The 18,710-nt window shown below is 68.1% G+C and carries 16 protein-coding genes; 11 read left to right on the top strand and 5 right to left on the bottom strand.

Annotated features, from left to right (window positions below):
* Positions 1-4: 4 nt before the first annotated feature.
* The 3 genes from mobA to AC3A6Y_RS18690 form a co-directional block, all read right to left on the bottom strand.
* Positions 5-655, bottom strand: a complete 651-nt coding sequence (gene mobA / locus AC3A6Y_RS18700) for a molybdenum cofactor guanylyltransferase MobA (protein WP_487869713.1) — start codon at positions 653-655, stop codon at positions 5-7.
* Positions 652-1,782 (bottom strand): GTP 3',8-cyclase MoaA, encoded by a 1,131-nt coding sequence (moaA, locus tag AC3A6Y_RS18695; protein ID WP_487869967.1) that lies wholly within the window; start codon positions 1,780-1,782, stop codon positions 652-654. Before moaA ends, mobA begins: the two co-directional genes overlap by 4 nt.
* A gap of 169 nt (positions 1,783-1,951) precedes the next feature.
* The gene (locus tag AC3A6Y_RS18690) at positions 1,952-2,713 is read right to left on the bottom strand and encodes an SDR family oxidoreductase (RefSeq protein WP_487869712.1); all 762 of its coding nucleotides are present in this window, start codon (positions 2,711-2,713) and stop codon (positions 1,952-1,954) included.
* A 149-nt stretch (positions 2,714-2,862) separates the two neighbouring features.
* Here AC3A6Y_RS18690 and AC3A6Y_RS18685 point away from each other — a divergent pair, with 149 nt between their 5' ends.
* Positions 2,863-3,471: an exopolysaccharide biosynthesis protein gene (locus tag AC3A6Y_RS18685; RefSeq protein ID WP_487869711.1), complete on the top strand. Its 609-nt coding sequence runs from the start codon at positions 2,863-2,865 to the stop codon at positions 3,469-3,471.
* An 82-nt stretch (positions 3,472-3,553) separates the two neighbouring features.
* Positions 3,554-4,459 (top strand): ZIP family metal transporter, encoded by a 906-nt coding sequence (locus AC3A6Y_RS18680; RefSeq protein WP_487869710.1) that lies wholly within the window; start codon positions 3,554-3,556, stop codon positions 4,457-4,459.
* A 3-nt stretch (positions 4,460-4,462) separates the two neighbouring features.
* On the opposite strand, the gene AC3A6Y_RS18675 is transcribed toward AC3A6Y_RS18680, so the two are convergent.
* Positions 4,463-5,896, bottom strand: coding sequence for an aldehyde dehydrogenase family protein (locus AC3A6Y_RS18675; protein WP_487869709.1), 1,434 nt, complete (start codon positions 5,894-5,896; stop codon positions 4,463-4,465).
* 199 nt (positions 5,897-6,095) lie between these two features.
* Between AC3A6Y_RS18675 and AC3A6Y_RS18670 the strand changes: the two genes are divergently transcribed.
* The 3 genes from AC3A6Y_RS18670 to AC3A6Y_RS18660 are packed head-to-tail and all read left to right on the top strand — an operon-like array spanning position 6,096 to position 11,488.
* On the top strand, positions 6,096-7,670 hold the full coding sequence (locus tag AC3A6Y_RS18670; protein ID WP_487869708.1) for a DUF4214 domain-containing protein: 1,575 nt from the start codon (positions 6,096-6,098) through the stop codon (positions 7,668-7,670).
* A gap of 54 nt (positions 7,671-7,724) precedes the next feature.
* Positions 7,725-10,064, top strand: a complete 2,340-nt coding sequence (locus AC3A6Y_RS18665; RefSeq protein WP_487869707.1) for a peptidase domain-containing ABC transporter — start codon at positions 7,725-7,727, stop codon at positions 10,062-10,064.
* Positions 10,061-11,488 carry an HlyD family type I secretion periplasmic adaptor subunit gene (locus tag AC3A6Y_RS18660; protein WP_487869706.1) on the top strand — a complete coding sequence of 476 codons (1,428 nt, stop codon included), beginning with the start codon at positions 10,061-10,063 and terminating at the stop codon, positions 11,486-11,488. The genes AC3A6Y_RS18665 and AC3A6Y_RS18660 overlap by 4 nt, the downstream gene beginning before the upstream one ends.
* Before the next feature lie 21 nt (positions 11,489-11,509).
* Here the strand turns inward: AC3A6Y_RS18660 and AC3A6Y_RS18655 are convergent, their stop codons facing one another.
* Positions 11,510-12,064: a peroxiredoxin gene (locus AC3A6Y_RS18655; protein ID WP_487869705.1), complete on the bottom strand. Its 555-nt coding sequence runs from the start codon at positions 12,062-12,064 to the stop codon at positions 11,510-11,512.
* Positions 12,065-12,182: 118 nt separating this feature from the next.
* Here AC3A6Y_RS18655 and AC3A6Y_RS18650 point away from each other — a divergent pair, with 118 nt between their 5' ends.
* From AC3A6Y_RS18650 to AC3A6Y_RS18625, 6 genes are all read left to right on the top strand, one after another.
* Positions 12,183-13,757 carry a phospholipase D-like domain-containing protein gene (locus tag AC3A6Y_RS18650; RefSeq protein WP_487869704.1) on the top strand — a complete coding sequence of 525 codons (1,575 nt, stop codon included), beginning with the start codon at positions 12,183-12,185 and terminating at the stop codon, positions 13,755-13,757.
* Positions 13,758-13,775: 18 nt separating this feature from the next.
* Positions 13,776-14,693, top strand: coding sequence for a fatty acid desaturase (locus AC3A6Y_RS18645; RefSeq protein WP_487869703.1), 918 nt, complete (start codon positions 13,776-13,778; stop codon positions 14,691-14,693).
* Between the two features lie 3 nt (positions 14,694-14,696).
* On the top strand, positions 14,697-16,643 hold the full coding sequence (locus AC3A6Y_RS18640; RefSeq protein WP_487869702.1) for a 3-oxoacyl-[acyl-carrier-protein] synthase III C-terminal domain-containing protein: 1,947 nt from the start codon (positions 14,697-14,699) through the stop codon (positions 16,641-16,643).
* Complete coding sequence (locus tag AC3A6Y_RS18635; protein ID WP_487869701.1) at positions 16,640-17,533, top strand: DUF6999 family protein; 894 nt, start codon at positions 16,640-16,642, stop codon at positions 17,531-17,533. The genes AC3A6Y_RS18640 and AC3A6Y_RS18635 overlap by 4 nt, the downstream gene beginning before the upstream one ends.
* A 98-nt stretch (positions 17,534-17,631) precedes the next feature.
* Complete coding sequence (locus tag AC3A6Y_RS18630; protein WP_487869700.1) at positions 17,632-17,880, top strand: hypothetical protein; 249 nt, start codon at positions 17,632-17,634, stop codon at positions 17,878-17,880.
* 255 nt (positions 17,881-18,135) lie between these two features.
* The gene (locus AC3A6Y_RS18625; protein ID WP_487869699.1) at positions 18,136-18,705 is read left to right on the top strand and encodes a hypothetical protein; all 570 of its coding nucleotides are present in this window, start codon (positions 18,136-18,138) and stop codon (positions 18,703-18,705) included.
* The last annotated feature ends 5 nt before the right edge of the window (positions 18,706-18,710 follow it).

The raw sequence follows: 18,710 nt of genomic DNA, 5'->3' as shown, positions 1-18,710 counted from the left end.
AGGGTCAGCGTCGCTGGCCTTCGAGCGCGTGCAGCTCGGCCAGCGTGTTGGCGTTGAAGAAGGCGTCGGGCGCATCGCCGGGGCGGTCGAAGGGTGCCAGCGCGGTGCGGTGCTGGGCGGTCCAGCGGTCGATCTTGCGGCCGCCCTCCTGCGTGAAGCGCACCAGGCTTTCGAGCAGGGTGGCGCGCAGCAGGCAGAACACCGGCTGGGGGCGCAGGGCCGAGGCGCCGTCCGCTTCGGCCGCGGCCTCGGGGGCGTTGACCATGGCGATCTCGGCGTCCTGCGCCAGCAGCGCTTCGCCCAGGCGCTGCGCCAGGTCGAGGGGGAACAGCGGCGTGTCGCAGGGGACGGTGAGCAGGTAGGGCGTCTCGCAGCGCTCCAGCCCGGTCAGGAAGCCGGCCAGCGGCCCGGCATAGTCGGCCAGGCCGTCCGGCCAGACCGGCACGCCGAAGGATTCGTAGGCCGCGAGATTGCGGTTGGCATTGATCATCAGCTCGCCGACCTGCGGCGAAAGCCGCATCAGCGCATGCAGCGCGAGCGGCGTGCCGTTGAAGTTCTGCAGGCCCTTGTCGATGCCGCCCATGCGCGAGCCGCGACCGCCTGCGAGGACCAGGCCGGTGATCTCGCCGGCAGCGATGGCGTCGGGCGCTGTCATCCGCCGATGTAGCTCATTTCGACGCGGCGCGCGCCGCCGGCGGCCTCCGTGTCGGGGCCGCGCAGCGCGCGCAGCTCGGAGTAGCGGTCGGCTCGGCCCTGCCAGATGTGGCCGATCGCGGAGGCGATCTGCGCATCGTCGGCATCGCCGCGCAGCAACGGCCGCAGGTCATGGCCGCTCGTCGCGAACAGGCAGAGGTAGAGCTTGCCTTCGGTCGACAGCCGCGCGCGCGTGCAGTCGTGGCAGAAGGCCTGGGTCACGCTGCTGATCACGCCGATCTCGCCGCCGCCGTCGCGGTAGGCCCAGCGCTGCGCAGTCTCGCCCGGGGCCGTGGCTTCGAGCGGATCGAGCGGAAACTCCTCGGCGATGCGTTGCAGCACTTCGGCCGAGGGCATCACCTCGTCCATCCGCCAGCCGTTGGTGGCGCCGACGTCCATGTACTCGATGAAGCGCAGCACCACGCCGGTGCCGCGGAAGCGCCGCGCCATCGGCAGGATTTCCTGCTCGTTGGTGCCGCGCTTGACCACCATGTTGACCTTGATCGGGCCGAGCCCGGCAGCGTGTGCCGCATCGATGCCGGTGAGCACCTCCGCCACCGGGAAGTCGACGTCGTTCATGCGGCGGAACACGGCATCCTCCAGGCCGTCGAGGCTGACGGTGACGCGCTGCAGGCCCGCGGCCTTGAGCGCAGCGGCCTTGCGCGCGAGCAACGATCCGTTGGTCGTCAGCGTGAGGTCCAGCGGCTTGCCTTCGGGCGTGCGAATCGCCGCCAGCTGTTCGACGAGGAGCTCGAGGTTCTTGCGCAGCAGCGGCTCGCCGCCGGTGAGCCGGATCTTGTGCACGCCATGCGCGGCGAAGATGCGCGCGAGCCGGGTGATCTCCTCGAAGCTCAGCAGTGCGCTGTGCGGCAGGTACCGGTAGTCCTTGTCGAAGACTTCCTTGGGCATGCAGTAGCTGCACCGGAAGTTGCAGCGGTCGGTGACGCTGATGCGCAGGTCGGTGAGCGGGCGCGCGAGCCGGTCGAGCAGCACGCCGGTGGCCGGTACTGCGTGCGCCGGCAACGGCGCGGCACGGCGGGCGTGGCCGATCTGGGAAACGGGAACGATGTGCTTGCTGCTCACTGGAATACCTTCGCCTTCGGCTGCGGTGCGATGAGCCTTCGGAACGGCCGCGCGGCTCATGGGGAAAGGGCAATTTAACCCATTGCCGGGCCCGGCGCCCCTTGATGACGACTTGACCACGGCGGCATCGTTCATGTTGCACTGCCGCATCGGTGGACTGGGCTGTCCCGGCCCACTAGACGCAGCGGGCGCCGTCGACCTCGATGCAGACGCCGCTGATGAAGGCCGCCTCGTCGCTTGCCAGGTAGAGCGCCGCGTTCGCCACGTCGAGCGCGGTGGAGAAGCGGCCGAGCGGGATGGTGGCGAGGAACTTGGCCTTGCGCTCCTCGGTGATCGGACCGCCGGCGAACTCGGCCGCCAGGCCGGTGTCCGGGTTGAAAACGGGGTTGATGCAGTTGACGCGGATGTTGTCCGGGCCGAACTCGGCGGCCAGCGACTTGCTGGTGGTGATCACCGCGCCCTTCGAGCCGTTGTACCAGGTGAGGCCGGGCCGGGGACGCACGCCGGCGGTAGAGGCGATGTTGATGAACGCACCGCCGCCATTGGCGCGGAAGGCCGGCACCGCGTGGATCGTGGAGAGATAGATGCTCTTCACGTTGACTGCAAAGCAGCGGTCGAACTCCTCCTCGCTCACTTCGAGGGCCGGGCGGTTGCGGTGGGTCCAGCCGGCGTTGTTCACCATCACGTCGAGCTTGCCGTGGCGCTGCACCGCGGCGGCGACCAGCGCCTGCACCTCGGCCGACTTCGTGACATCGGCCGCGAAGAAAGAGGCCCTGCCGCCGGCACGCAGGATGGCCTCGACCACCTGCTCGCCGAGCGCGGCGTTGATGTCGTTCACGATGACCTGCGCGCCCTCGGCCGCCAGGCGTTTGGCAATGCCTTCGCCGATGCCGCCGCCGGCGCCGGTCACGATGATGGATTTGTCCTTGACGCGCATTCTGAGTCTCCAGGGATGGGGGAAGAAACGGGCAAGTGTAGGCACCTCGAAGACGGGACGGAGCAGCCTTGCGGCCATTCGGATCGGTGTCCTACAGGTGGGGGCTTCGACCCCTTGCACATTGATATCCACCGCGATTCAGGACAAGCATGGAACATGGCGAGGTACACAGCGTCTCGGACATCCTCGATACGCTCGAGCGCTCGGCAGCTCGTTCCTCCGAAGTGAGCGGGGGAGAGATCGTCCAGGCATTCGGCGGCCGAAGCTATGGACCCTTCCTGATCCTTCCCGCGCTGCTCGAACTCTCTCCGCTGGGCGGACTGCCGGGGGTTGCGAGCGCGATGGCGTTGCTGGTGGTCCTGGTGGCGACTCAACTGTTGCGAGGCAAGCGGTGCTGCTGGCTTCCCGAATTCATGGCCAAGCGGTCCATTCATTCCGACAAGCTGACCAAGGCGATCGCCAAGATGAGACCGCTGGGCAGATGGCTGGACAAATGGTTTCACGGACGCCTGCGTTCGCTGACGCGGCGTCCATTCGTTCGGACGGGGGCGATCGCCTGCATCCTTCTGGCGATGGCGGTGCCGCTGTTCGAACTGGTGCCGTTCGCGAGCACGGCCCCCATGGCGGCCATTGCCCTGTTCGGCCTTGCGCTGCTGGTGCACGACGGCGCGCTGATGATCGCAGCCTCGGTTGCGTCGTTCGCAACCGTTGTCCTGATCTTCGTTCTCCTGCCCAGGTTCTTGAGTGGCGCGCTCTAGCGGGCCCGGACGCTCACAAGCCTATCGGCAGGATTGAAATTCCCGAACCATGGCTCAGATGAGAATTACTATCATCTGAGGCATGCAGCAAAGCCCGTCCCTCGCCAGCGCCGCCGGGCGCCCCTCCTTGCCCTTGCGGCAGGCCCTCGGAATCGCCATCGTGCTGGCGGGCGTGCTGGTGCTGGGCGCGCAGTTCTGGCAGTACGCCGCCAACCATCCGGTGGTGCTGCAGGCGCTGACCGGCGGCTCGATCGCCGCGCTCGCGACTGCGCTGGGCACCCTGCCCATCGTGTTCTCGCAGCGGCTGTCGGAGCGCACGCAGGACACGCTGTTCGGCTTCGGCGCCGGCGTGATGCTCGCGGCGAGCGCTTTCTCGCTGATCATTCCGGGCATTGCCGCGGCGCGCGCCTGGGGCGCGGATGCCTGGGGCGCCGGAGGCATCGTGGCCACCGCGATCCTGCTGGGCGGCCTCGCGCTGCTGGTGCTGGACCGGGTGCTGCCGCACGAGCATTTCATCAAGGGCGTGGAAGGGCGGGACGCGCGCGCACTCTGGCGCACCTGGCTCTTCGTGTTCGCGGTCGCACTGCACAACCTGCCAGAGGGCCTGGCGATCGGGGTCGGCTTTGCCGGCGGGGACGCCCTGCGCGGCAGCGCGCTGGCAACCGGCATTGCGATCCAGGACGTGCCCGAAGGCCTGGTCGTCGCCGCGGCGCTGCTGGCCGCCGGCTACCGCCGGACGTTCGCGGTGGCGATCGGCATGGCCTCCGGCCTGGTCGAGCCGCTGGGGGCGGTGTTGGGTGCGGCGATCGTCAGCCACTCGGCCCTGCTGCTGCCCTGGGGCCTGGGCTTTGCCGCCGGCGCGATGCTCTTCGTGATCAGCCACGAGATCATCCCCGAGTCCCACCGCAAAGGCCACGAGGCCTTCGCGACGGGTGGGCTGATGGTGGGGTTCGTGTTGATGATGTTGCTCGACACGGCCCTCGCCTGATGCTCAGCCGTGGCGCACCGCCACGGTCTTGAGCGTGGTAAAGCCGTAGAGCGCCTCGAACCCCTTCTCGCGCCCGTAGCCCGAGGACTTGACGCCGCCGAAGGGCAGCTCGACGCCGCCGCCGGCGCCGTAGTTGTTGACGAAGACCTGGCCGCTCTTCACCCGCCTGGCCATGCGGAACTGGCGCGCGCCGTCCTTCGTCCAGATGCCGGCGACCAGGCCGAACTGGGTGGCGTTGGCCTGTGCGACGGCTTCGTCCTCGTCGCGGAAGGACATGGCCGCGAGCACCGGGCCGAAGACTTCCTCCTGCGCCAGCCGATGCGTCACCGGCACGTCGCGCAGCAGGGTGGGCGCCTGGTAGAAGCCGGTCTGCGGCGCCTCGTCGACCACCACGCCCTGGGCCACCATCGGGATGCCGGCATGCTGGGCGTCGGACAGGAAGTCCCAGACGCGCTGCTGCTGCGTCTGGCGGATCAGCGGCCCGACGTCCAGGTCCATGGCGGCCGGCCCCACGCGCAGCGCCTCGAAGGCCTGGCCCAGGCGTTCCAGCAGCAGCTCGTAGATCTCGCGCTCGACCAGCACCCGCGAGCCGGCCGAGCAGGTCTGGCCGGCGTTCTGCACGATGGCGTTGATCAGCACCGGGATGGCGGCGCCCAGGTCGGCGTCGGCAAAGATGATCTGCGGGCTCTTGCCGCCTAGCTCCAGCGTGACGGGGCAATGGCGCTCCGCCGCCACCTGCTGGATCAGCGTGCCCACCTTGGGGCTGCCGGTGAAGCTGATGTGGTCGATGCCCGGATGACGCGCCAGCGCATCGCCCACCTCGTGGCCATAGCCGGTCACGATGTTGATGGCCCCCGGCGGGAACCCGACCTCCGCCGCCAGTTGCGCGACCCGGATCAGCGACAGGCAGGCGTCTTCCGAGGGCTTGACGACGCAGACATTGCCCGCGGCCAGGGCCCCGCCCACGCTGCGGCCGAAGATCTGCATGGGGTAGTTCCACGGAATGATGTGGCCGGTGACGCCGTGCGGCTCGCGCCAGGTGAAGACGCTGTAGCCGTCCTGGTAGGGGATGGTCTCGCCATGCAGCTTGTCGCAGGCGCCGGCATAGAACTCGAAATAGCGCACCAGCGCCAGCGCATCGGCACGCGCCTGCTTGACGGGCTTGCCGCAGTCGCGCTGCTCCAGCAGCGCGAGCTCGTCCGTGTGCTCGGCGATCTTCTGCGACAGCTTGTAGAGCAGCCGGCCGCGCTCGGCCGCGCTCTGCTTCTGCCAGCCGCCTTCGAAGCAGTCGCGCGCGGCGCGCACCGCCGCGTCGATGTCGGCGGCATTGCCGCGCTGCAGTTCGTCGAAGGGCTGGCCGTCCGACGGGTCCAGGACGGGGAGGGTGCGGCCCGTGGAGGAGGGGACGCTTTCGTTGGCGATGTAGTGGAGCTGCATGGCGTGAATTGTGGCGCGGGGGGACGCGCCGCGCAGTTTTGCTCAGAAAGGCGAGAAAAATTACTACGCAAAACTACCGCGTCGTGCAATTGATGGCATACAAAACGTTACACTGCCCGGGCCCTGGAAGGGCCCCCCGAGCGGTCGATCCAATGCTCGAGCGCCAAGAGATCAACAACCTACTTTCGAGGACGGACGGATGGCGATTGTCAACGGCACCGCAGGCAACGACTTGCTGAGCGGAACGGCGAGCATCGACAGCATCGATGGCCAGGGAGGCAACGACTCGATCTCGGGCTTCGAGGGGAATGACACCATCCGCGGCGGTGCAGGCGACGACTATCTGTTCGGCGATGGCGGGAGCGACACCATCTTCAGCGATGCCGGCCAGGACATGATCTGGGGCGGCGCAGGTTCCGATTTCATCGTCGGGAACGGCAGCTGGAGCGTTTGGGCTCGCCACGATTTCGATCCGGGCCCGATCAACGCGAACATGCAGATGGGCACGGTGGTCGACGGCTGGGGCGGGATCGACACGCTGTCGCAGATCTATTCGGTCGCCGGGTCCAGCTACAACGACACGCTCGACGCCAAGGGCACGACCTCGATGATCGGCTTGATCGGCGGCGGCGGCGACGACAGGATGACGGGGGGATGGGCCGGCGACGTGCTGTTCGGCTCCGAAGGCAACGACACGATCGATGGCGGCGACGGGGCTTCGGGTCTGCGCGAAGGCGCCGTGGGCTCGGCCTATCGGCTCTACCGGGCGACGCTCGCCCGGGAGCCCGACGTGAAGGGCTTCGAGGACTGGGTCCATGCGCTCAACCATGGCATGTCCGTGGAAACCGCGGCCTCGCAGTTCCTGACCTCGCCCGAGTTCCAGGCGGTCTACGGTGCGCTGGACAACACGCAGTTCGTCACCCTTCTCTACAGGAACGTGCTGGGGCGCGCGCCCGATGCCGGCGGCTTGTCGGGGTGGGTCGGGTCCCTCAATGCGGGCGCTTCGCGGGCGAGCGTGGTTGCGGGATTTTCCGATTCGACCGAATTCAAGAACAACACCTCGCTGGAAGTGGACGCCTTTGCAACTTCGAAGGTGAGCAACGAGCACCAAGGCCAGGTCTATCGGCTCTACCTGGCCACGCTCGGTCGCGAGCCGGATGCCGGCGGCTTCCTGAACTGGATGAACGCGCTGGACACCGGCAGCCAATCGTTGAAGACGGTGGCCGCCGGCTTCGTGGGCTCGACGGAATTCCAGCAGAACTACGGATCGTTGAACAACACGCAGTTCGTCACGCTGCTCTACAGGAACGTGCTGGGGCGCACGCCCGACGCGGGCGGCCTGTCGAACTGGGTGAACGCACTGAACAACGGCATGAGCCGGGCCGATGTCGTGGTCGGCTTCTCGGACTCCGCCGAGTTCCGCGGGGCGAGTGCCTACTGGTTCGACAACTACATGTCCAACAGCTTCGGCAGCTGGGACGACTGGATCGAGGGCGGCGCCGGCAACGACGTGCTGATCGGCGGCCGCGGCGCGGACGACTTCTCGTTCCGCCTGTCGGACGCCGGAGGCGCCAACGATGTCTACGGCCTGGAGAACATCGACCGGCTCTGGTTCCACGGCTACGGCTACAACAGCGCGTCGGACGTGCTGTCGCACATGAGCCAGAACGGGCAGAACGTCGTGTTCTCCGATGCGGGGCAGAGCATCACCTTCCACAACATCACCCTGGCGCAGGTCGCGCAGTCCGACATCTACCTGACCACCACGGCGTAGCGCACCCACGCGGCGTTCCTTTCGCACCACGCCTCGAAGCACGTCGACTCCAGAGTGAACGATCCTGCCGCCTCCGCCCCAGCGCGCCTGGCCCTGTCCGCGCTGGAACCCATCGCGGCGCATTTTTCGCTGGGGCTGACGCCGCGCGCCATCGGCCAATCTCTGGGCTGGCAACCGGCGACGAGGGTCACGCTCGAGGACATCCGGTGGGCCGCCCAGGCGCTGGGCCTCAAGGCCAGGCCGGTCGATGTCCGGCGCCGCGCGACCGGCCGGCGCTTCGGGCGCAGGAAGGCGGGCGGACCCGTCACCGTACCGGTTCCCGGCCTGCTGCTCGGGCCCGACGAGAAGATCGCCACCCTGGTTGCGCGGCGCTCGACCCCCGCTCCCCATCCGCCGGGCGGCCAGGGAACCGGCCCTGCCGATGCGCAGTCGCCGCCGTCGCCCGGGGCCGCCGAAGAGTTTCTGCTGTGGGAGCCGGGCAAGGCGCGATTCCGCTGGGTCGGCCTGGATGCGCTCACCGACGAGTACGGGCAGCAAGGCTCGCTCACGGCGCTCGTGTTCCACCAGCCGCTGCGCCTGGCGACTCCGCCGGGCGAGGCGCCGCCGCGCTTCGGCCTCGCCTGGTTCGTGCCGCTGCTGTGGCGCTACCGCAAGCCGCTCGGCCAGGTGCTGCTCGGCGCCTTCCTGCTTCAGCTCGTCGCATTGACGACGCCCCTGTTCAGCCAGGTCATCATCGACAAGGTGCTGATGCACAAGAGCCTCTCGACGCTGCACGTGCTCGGCATCGGCATGGCCGGGCTCATCGTGTTCGAGGCGGTGACCAGCGTGCTGCGGGGCTACATGCTGGCGCACACCTCGGCGCGGCTGGATGCCGGGCTGTCCAGCGAGCTGTTCAGGCATCTCCTGAGCCTGCCGCTGCGCTATTTTGAGCAGCGCCAGGCCGGCGACACGCTGGCACGCACGCGCGAGCTCGAGAACATCCGCGGCTTCTTCACCGGCAGCGCCCTCACGACGCTGCTGGACGGCCTGTTCATCGGCATCTTCATCGCGGTGATGCTGCTCTACAGCCTCAAGCTGACCCTGGTTGCGCTGATCGGCCTGCCGCTGCTCGCGATGATCAGCCTGGTCGCGCAGCCTCTCTTCGAGCGCGCCCTGAAAGCCAGGTTCGACCGAAGCGCCGAGGCGGGCAATTTCCTGGTCGAGAGCATCCAGGGCGTGCACACCGTCAAGAGCCTCGCGCTCGGCGCGATCTGGCAGCGCAAGTGGGACCTGCTGGCGGCCCGTCAGGTCACGGCCGGCTTCGACGTGCAGAAGTTCGGCAATGCAGCCCAGAGCGTTTCGCAGGCCGTGCAGCGCGCCATGACGCTGGCCGTCCTCTGGGTCGGAACGACCCTGGTCATGGAGAACCAGCTGTCGGTCGGCGGCCTGATCGCGTTCCAGATGCTCGCCGGCCAGGTGCTGCAGCCGGTTGCCCGGCTGGTCGGCCTGTGGCAGAACTTTCAGCAGGTCAAGCTCTCGGTCGACCGGCTGGGCGACCTGATGAACGCGCGGCCCGAGTCCGTGGGCATCGAAACCCAGGCCATGCCGATGCTGCGCGGCCGCATCGAGCTGCAGTCGCTGCATTTCCGGTATCAGCCGGAGGCGCCGCTCGTCCTGCGGGACCTGAGCCTCGTCATCGAGCCCGGCGAGGTGGTGGGCATCGTCGGGCGCTCGGGTTGCGGCAAGTCCACGCTCACGCGCCTGATCCAGCGGCTGTACGGCGTGGAGTCCGGCCGCGTGCTGATCGACGGCCAGGACATCGCCCATGGCGACGCGCAAAGCCTGCGGCGCCAGATCGGCGTGGTGCTGCAGGACAGCTTTCTCTTCAGCGGCACGGTGGCGGAGAACATCGCGATCGCGCAGCCCGGCACGCCGCTGGAGCGCATCGTCCATGCCGCCCGCCAGGCCGGCGCCCATGACTTCATCGCCGGCCTGCCGCAGGGCTACGACACGCCGGTCGGCGAGCGCGGTGCGCTGCTGTCCGGCGGCCAGCGCCAGCGCATCGCCATCGCACGTGCCCTGATCGGCGATCCGCGCATCCTGCTGCTCGACGAGGCGACCAGCGCGCTGGATGTGGAGAGCGAGATGGCGATCCACGCCAACATGGCGCAGATCTGCCGCGGGCGCACGGTGATCATGGTCGCGCACCGCCTCTCCACCTTGCGCGACTGCCACCGGATCGTGGTGCTCGACGGCGGCGGCATCGTGGAGCAGGGCGCCATGAGCGATCTGCTGGAACAGGACGGGCCTTTCGCCAGGATGTGGACGATGCAGCAGCAGGACGTGGCGCACCGGGCGCCCCATCTGCGCCCGCTGCCGGCGCGTGCCATGCCGCAGCAGGAGGCCGCGGCATGACGATGCTGCTCTCCGCGAAGGAGCGGACCTTTCATTCCCCGGCGCTGGCGATCGTCGAGACCCCGGCGGCGCCGCTGGCCTCCGGCCTGATGTGGGCCCTGGCGGCACTGCTCCTGGGTGCGATCGCCTGGGCCTGCATCGGCGAGGTCGAGATCGTGGCCACGGCGCCGGGCCGCCTGATTCCAGACGGCCGCGTGAAGGTGCTGCAGACCATCGAGCCGGCACTCGTGCGCGCGGTCCACGTGCGGGAAGGGCAACGGGTGAAGGAGGGCGATCTGCTGATCGAGCTCGACCCCACCCTGTCGCAGGCCGATCTCTCCAGCAGCCAGCAGCGCCTGCAGCAGAACCAGCAGCAGATGGCCCGCCTGAGCCTGGAGCTGAGGGGCCAGCACCTGCCCCAGGGCCTGGGCGCCGAAGCGCAGGCCAAGGCCCCGTCCGCGACGCTGACGCCCGGTCAGCTGGCCACCATCCAGGCACGCGAGGCCGCCTACGAGGCCAAGCTGGCCGAGGCGAGGGCCGCTGTCGAAGAGAAGACGAAGGCCATCACCTCGGCAGAGGCGACGCACACCAAGCTGCGGATCAATTTCGAGCTGGCCGGCAAGCGCTACCAGCAGAGCCTCGCCCTGGTCAAGGAAGGCTTCTTCAGCGAAGCCGAGCGGCTGAAGCAGCAGCAGGAGGTGGTCAGCCTGGAGCATGACCTGGCCGCGCAGACCCAGACGCTCGCCCAGCTGCGCGCCGGCCTGCAGGAGGCGCGCCATCGCCAGGCGGTGGTGGAGCAGGAGCGCAAGGTGCAGATCCTGGCCGAGGTCGAGCAGGCCAGCAAGGAGGGCATGGCGCTCCAGGCCGAGTTCGCCAAGGCGCAGCAGCTGAATGCGCTGAAGACCCTGCGCGCGCCCGTGGCCGGGGTGGTCCAGAGCATCGGCATCACCACGCTGGGCAGCGCGGTCGCAGCCAACCAGCCCTTGCTGACCATCGTGCCCGAGAACACGCCCTTGATCGCCGAGGTCTTCCTGAGCAACAACGACATCGGCTATGTCAGGGTCGGACAGGCCGTCGAACTCAAGATGGACAGCTTTCCGTTCACCCAGTACGGGGCGGTGGCGGGCACGGTCAAGTGGATCAGCGCCGATGCGGAATTCCAGAACCCGCAGGCGCTCGACCGGCAGAGCGGGCCGGGGCGACCGGGCCCGGCGAGCCAGCCCTTGGGCAACGACGTTCCGGACCCGCGGGCCGGTGGCCTGACCTACCGGGCCCAGATCGCGCTGGCCTCGGGCGAGGCGAGCATCCTCGTGAAGGGCCGCCCGCAGGCATTGCAGTCCGGGATGAGTCTTCAGGCCGATATCCAGACGGACCGGCGCAGGCTGATCCAGCTGCTGCTGAACCCGTTGGAAAAGGGCTGGACCGAGGGCGTCAGCGTTCGCTGAATGCGCAACGCACCCATTGCGTCACTTCGACGCCGTCGGCTTCGGCAGCGCCTTCAGCGCATTGAGCATGCGCTCCACATGCTTGTCCGGGTTGAGGTTCTGGTAGTAGTAGGCGACCGTGCCGTTGGGCGCCACCACGTAAGACAGCCGGTTGGCGAAATCGGGGCGCGTCTGCATCACGGCGTCGAAACCCTCGATCACGACCTTCGAGCGGTCGGCCGCCACCGGGAACTTGCTCTGGCACTGCTTGACCGAGAAATCCTTCAGCGTGTCGATGTCGTCGGCCGAGACGCCGATCACCGAGGCGCCCTCCGCCTCGAACTGGCCCATGGCCTCGGCGAAGGCATGCGCCTCGATGTTGCAGTCGGTGGTGCCGGCGGCCGGGAAGAAATACACCACCACCGGGCCCTTGGCCAGCGCGTCGGCCAGCGAATAGTTGAAGGTCTTGCCGCCCAGCGCGGCGGTGGCCGTGAACTTCGGCACCGGATCGCCGATGTCCAGGGCCGCGAAGGCCGGGCCAAGCGTGGAGCCTGCGACTGCGAAGGCGGCGAGACGCGCGAGAATCCGTCGGGTCATGGTGTAACTCCGGGAAGAGGCATCGCGAAATTCTAGAACCCGAACGGATTGTGCGGCAGGGTGAAACCGGCAAGCGACCGGCGCCGTATACGGACAACGATCAGAGAGAGGAACGATCATGAACGCATGGGTCCATCTGCTGCGCGCTGCGTTGCTGTGTGTCCTCGCCGCCGGGCTCGCGGCCTGCGGCTCGCTGCCGCCGGCGAAGGAGCGGCCCATGGCGTTCGCGGCGCCTCCCGATCCGTCGACCACCCTGGCCAAGGTGGTGGCGGCGTCCACGCCGCCCGGCGAGCATTCCGGCTTCCGCCTGATGCCGCTGGGCGTGTATTCGCTGGACGCCCGCATCCAGCTCGCCAAGCGTGCCGAGCACTCGCTGGTGGTGCAGTACTACCAGCTCGAGAACGACGGCGTCGGCCGCCTGCTGATGCGCTCGCTGCGCGAGGCTGCGGCCCGCGGCGTCAAGGTGCGCATCCTGGTGGACGATCTCTACACCGAAAAGAGCCAGTACCTGCTGCTGGCGCTTTCGCGCACGCCCAATGTCGAGGTGCGGCTCTTCAACCCCTTCTGCTGCGGGCGCGACGGCTTCCTGTCGCGCTTCGTCGCTTCGCCGGCCGAGATCTACCGGCTCAACCATCGCATGCACAACAAGCTGTTCATCGCCGACGGCGTGATGGCGGTGGTCGGCGGGCGCAACATCGCCGACGAGTATTTCGTGCTGAGCGAGGCGCAGAACTTCATCGACATGGACGCGGTGGTGGTGGGCAGGGTGCTGCCGCAGCTCGAAGCCATCTTCGACACCTACTGGAACAGCGAGCAGGTCTGGCCGATTGCCGACATCGTGCGCGGCCAGGGCGGCGCGACGCCCGGCACCGCCGAGTTCGATGCCTGGGTGGACATGGCCGCGCCGGCGCCCAAGATCGTGCTGCCGCCCAACGACATCCTGGGCTACGGGCCGATCTCCGAGGAGCTCGACGAGGGGCGCATGGGCCTGCTGTGGGGCGTGGCCCATGCCGTGGCGGACCCGCCCACCAAGCCCACGACCATGACCGCCGACGAGGCCCTGGCCACCAGCGTGACGATGCGGATCTGGAGCAACCTGCTCGAGGCCAGGCAGGAGGTGCAGATGACCTCGCCCTACCTGGTGCCGGGCGAGAAGGGCATGGCCGCCTTCGAGGCGCTGGGCAAGCGCAAGGTCAAGCTCGTGCTGCTGACCAACTCGCTGGCGGCCAACGACGAGCCGCTGGTCCACACGGGCTACATGCGCTATCGCGAGCGCCTGCTGAGAGCCGGCGCCGACCTCTACGAGCTGAGTCCCGAGCGCACCACCGCGAGCAAGCGCTTCGGCTCCTTCGGCAGCTCGCTGGGGCGGCTGCACGCGAAGACCGCAGCCATCGACCGCTCGCGCATCATGATCGGCTCGGCCAACCTCGATCCGCGCTCGGCCACGCAGAACACCGAGATGGGCATGCTGATCGACAGCCCGCAGCTGGCACGCGAGATGCTGCGGGTGATCAGCGTGAGCCGGGTCCAGAACTCCTACCGCCTGCGGCTGGCCAAGGACACCGGCCGGCTCGAATGGCTGACCACCGATGGCGAGAAGGAAGTCGTGCTCACGTCCGAGCCGGAGGCGACCTTCTTCCAGCGCTTCTACAACAGGCTGATCGCGCCGATCGTGCCGGAAATGCTGTTGTAGCCGGGCGTGGCAGCCAACTTGCCATCTCCGCCCGCGCGCCGGCTTCGCCGGCCGCGGCTGCGCCACTGGCGTGATTGGCAAAGCCTCGCCTATCTGGCGGCACTGCCGGCGCTTGCGGCGTGGCAATGGGTTCACGGCTTCCACTGGCTGCTCTACGGGCTGGTGCTCTTTCTCACGCTCGGCGTCAGCGTGATCCATCACAACCATGCGCACCTGCGGCTGTGGCACGGCCGCCGTGCGAACCGCTTCACCGATTTCTGGCTGACCCTTCTGCAGGGCCATCCGACCTTCGTGTTCTGGCCGGCGCATGTGGCCAATCACCACCGCTTCCGGCACGGACCGCAGGACGCGGCGCGCACCTATCGCTTCGGCGGGGACACCAATCACCTCTTTGGCTATCTGGTGCATCCGTTGCAGGCGGCGACCGTGCTCTACCCGATGTTCATCGCCTGGCTCGCCACCCTGCGCCGCCACCGGCCCGGCGCATGGCGCTACTGCATGGCGCAGTACCTCCTGTGGCTGGGCAGCTGGGCGGCGCTGCTGACGCTCGACTGGCGCCGCGCGCTGCTGTTCGTGATCCTGCCGCAGCTGCACGGCCTGCATTGGCTGCTGGCCACCAACTACCTGCAGCATGCGCATGCGGACGCGCGGCCGGGGGCGAAGGGCCCGTCCCTCGACTACGCCCGCAACTTCGAGGGGCTGGTCAATCCGCTGCTCTTCAACATCGGCCTGCACACGGCGCACCACGAGCATTCGCAGGCCCACTGGTCGGAGCTCGCGCGGCTGCACCGCGAACGCTACCGCGACCGCGTCCACCCGGCGCTCAACGAGCGTGGCCTCCTGCCCTACATGGGGCGCGTGTTCCTGCTGGGGGCGCTGGTGCCGCGCTTTCGCAGCCGTTCGCTGATGCCTGCGAGTTCTCTTCCACCGCCCTGACCCATGCCCGTCCCGTTCCAACGCGTCTACCTCGAAAGCGCCGGCTACTTCATGCCCGGCGAACCCGTGTCCAACGAAGGCATGGATGCCTACATCGCGCCGCTCAACCGGATGTCCGAACGCATCAAGCGGCGCATCCTGGCCGAGAACGGCATCCGCGAACGCTACTACGCGATCGACGCCGAAGGCCGCACCCTGTACGGCAATGCCCAGCTGGCGGCGGGCGCCGTCCGCCACTGCCTCGGGCAGGGCGCGGCGGCGCTATCGCGCGTTTCGCTGCTGGCCAGCGGCTCTTCGGGCGGCGATACGCTGATGCCCGGCTTCGCCAACATGATCCAGGGCGAGCTGGCGGCGCCGCCCATGGAGACGCTGTCGGTGCATGGCATCTGCGCGGCCGGCGTGTCGGCCATCCAGGCAGCGGCGCAGGGCGTGGAGATGGGGGCGCACCGCTCGGCACTCGCGGTGGCGAGCGAAATGCCCTCGCGCCTCTTCAAGCGCTCGCGCTTCGCGGCCCGGGGCTACGACTGCGATTTCGACTCGCACTTCCTGCGCTGGATGCTGTCCGATGGCGCCGGCGCCTTGCTGCTGTCGGACGGGGCGCCGGCGCTGGCCGGCACGCCTGGCGCACCCGGCGTTCGGCTGCGCCTCAAGTGGATCCACCAGCGCGCCTTCTCGGGCGACTATCCGGTGTGCATGCAGCTGGGCCTGACCGAGGATCGCGCGCGTGGGCACCTGGATTTCGCCTCCTGGGGCGAGGCCGAGGCCGCGGGCGCGCTATCGCTGCGGCAGGACATCCGGCTGCTGCCGCACCTGTTCGACATCGGCATCCACGAGTACGCGGGGCTGGTGCGCGAGGGCTGGCTCGACCCTGCGCGGGTCGACCATTTCCTGTGCCACTACTCGTCGGCGAAGTTCATCCCCGTGGTCGACGAGCTGATGCAAAAGGCCGGCCTCGCGATCCCGCGCGAGCGCTGGTACAGCAACCTGGCCTGGCGCGGCAACACGGGTGCCGCCTCGATCATGATCATGCTGGCCGAATTCCTGCAGACCCGCCGCCTGCGGCCGGGCGAGCAGATCTTCTGCTATGTGCCGGAATCGGGGCGCTTCATGGCGGCGTTCATGCTGTTCGAGCTCGAAGCGGCGGACGCCGCGGCTGCGGGCGCACCGGTGCGCACGGCAGCGCCGGCGCCGGCCGATGCCGATGCCGATGCCGATGCAGAGCCCGAGTCCATCGCCCCGCCGCACGACCCGGCGAGCGCGCCCGGGCCGCTGGGCGGACTGCTTGCCGAACTGGCCTCGATCTGGCACGACTACCGCTCGCGCGTCTGGCGCACGCCGCTGGTGCGGCAGATCCGCGAGCGCCGCTTCGCGCTGCCGGACTACCTGAACTGGATGGAAAACTGGATTCCCCAGGTGCGCGAAGGCAGCAAGTGGATGCGCGAAGGCGCCGCCTCGCTGGGCCAGCCCTACGAGGCCCTGGCTTCCCTGATCGGCGTGCATGCCCGCGAGGAGCAGGACGACTTCATGATTCTGTTCAAGGACTACCGCAAGGCCGGCGGCAGCGTGGCCGATATCGACGCGCTGCGCCGCAACCCCGGCGGCGAGGCGCTCAATGCCTACCTGCATGGCCTGGCCGCGACGCCGAACCCGATCGGCCTGCTGGGCGCGATCTACATCATCGAAGGCACGGGCCAGCGCATCGTGCCGGCGCTGCTGCCGCTGATCAAGGCAGGCGTGAGACTGCGGCCGGAGGCCTTGCGCTTCCTCGAATACCACGGCCACAACGACGAGAACCACCTGAACCGCTGGCTGGCCGCCGTCGAGATGGCGATGGCGCTGGACGAGGAGGGCGGGGCGGCGCGCCGCATCATCGACACCGCTCGCCACACCGCCGCGCTCTACCTGATGCAGTTCGAGCACGTCACGCAGCAACAGCGAAAGCACGCATGAAGCCGATGCCCGATTTCCTCGCGCAGGCGCACGACCCGCGCGACCCCAGCCCCTGGCTCGCGCTCTACCTCGACCAGAGCACGCCGCTGCCCGATCCGGTCAAGGCGGCCTGGCTGGCCGACTCGAGCTCGGGCTCGCGGCAATACCTGCTGCCTTTCCTGCGACCGCTGGCGCGCATGGCCATCGTGCTGTTCCAGGTGTGCAAGGTCTTCGTGCCGCGCAACTGGTCGCATTCGCGGCTTCTGCACCGTCTGCTGGCCTGGGGCTTGAAGCGCTTCGTCTCGCCGGAGGCGAACTGGCTGATCCTGCGCCATTTCCACCTGGGCTCGCAGGTGCTGGCTTTCATCGCCGCCAACTCGCCGGTGCCGGTGGAGACTTCGCCGCTGGAGCCGGAGGACCTCGACGCGTTGAAGGACGACATGTTCCTGAAGCACGACCTGAACCTCTTCAATTTTGTGATCCGCCTCAATCAGGGGCTGCGTGCCCAGGGCCTGGAGCTGACCAAGGCGCAGGAGGTCGATTTCTCGATGATCCGCGAGCCCCGGGTGCGGCTGGAGGACATGCCGAAGGGGCGGCTCAACTTTCTGGACCTGCAAAGCGCGATCGAGCTGTTCACCCCGCTCTACCAACTGATGCTCACCGACAACGACTTCTGGCGCGCCGCCAATTCGCTGCAGCTGGACGAGACGATCGGCATCTACGCCGCCACGCTGCTGGACGCGCCCGAGCACCTGATCCTGGTGAACAACAAGCATCCGCTGGTGCCGCTGTCCACCCTGCGGGCCGGGCACCGGCTGGTGATTCATGGCCTTTCGACCGAGATGCTGCACAGCCTGCTGGTAAAGTTCCGTGCTGCCCGGGAGGCTGGCGCTGCCGGCGGTCACTTGTAATCCCGCGCCATTCCCCCACATGCCCCTCATGAACGCTACCCCCTCTCCGGCGCCCCAGATCGGGCGCGTCATGCGCCCTGTCGAGCCGGATGCCGCTTATGTCCAAGGCTGAAATCAAGACTGCCATCGTCGCCGATGGCCTGCGCTACAAGGCCAAGGCCTCGGGGTCTCCCTTCCGCGCATCGGCCTCCTTCAGCGGCGCGACCATGTCCTGCTTCCTGTGCGGCAAGCACCGCGTGCGCTCCCAGATGCGCACGCGCCAGTTCCTGGGGAAGTCGCAGACGGTCTGCGCACCCTCCTGCAAGGCGCTGGAAGAAGCCGAGGCAGCCGAGGCGGCTTCGGAGTAAATCTTCCGCGGCGGCCCGGCAACGCGCGCGCAGGCGCGCGGCCATTTCGTGACATTTTCAAGACCCTGCACGCCAATCTGGCGCTGCAGACCGGCTACCAAAAGCGCGAAATTCGATCTACAGTTGGAAACAATTGATGCAAATATTTGCTTCAATACCTAAGTTCTAATTCACGGTCGAATAAATGTTTCCGCTTAAAACCATTCACTGCTATTGGTTGAGGCGCGTCCGCGACATCGAAAAGGACGGTTTGCAATGAGCCGGCCTCCCCGTCATGTCGTCATGCAGGTCGTCAAGCGCTCGGGTGGTGCCATGCACCACGTCGAGTTCACCATGGACGACAACTTCGCCGAGCGCCTGCGCCAATTGCGCTCGCTGGTGCCGCCGCTCACCGCCCTGAACAAGCAGCGCGATCTCGTGATCGACAAGGTGCGCGTGCGCTTGCCCACCGCCGTCTGGCGCCTCGGCGGCGAGGAGGCCGCGCAGGTCGACGGCTCCTGCATCGTGATTGCTGCCGAGGGCTTCTTCAATTGCGGGGGCAAGGACCGCAAGACCAAGGAAAAGCTGGTCACCTACACCTTCCCGATCGCGCGCCTCATCGAGCTGCACACCGAGCGGCCGGCCGGCGAAACCTTCTACATCCGCGACGGCATCTTCACCAACGACGAGCCTGCCAACTCCGCAGCCGGCCGCTGGGTCGCCTCGCTGCATGAAATAGAAGAGATGCGCCCCCCGGAGTCGCCGTCCGACTTCGACACACTGCAGGGCGTGCCGCTGAGCACCGAGCAGGGTGCGCTGCCGACCCACGGCGCCAGCCTGAACTGAGTCCG

This window comes from Variovorax sp. Soil_C_17 (assembly GCF_057657265.1).
Note: the sequence above shows the minus strand (reverse complement) of the source record. Positions and strands in the feature narration are given on the sequence as shown.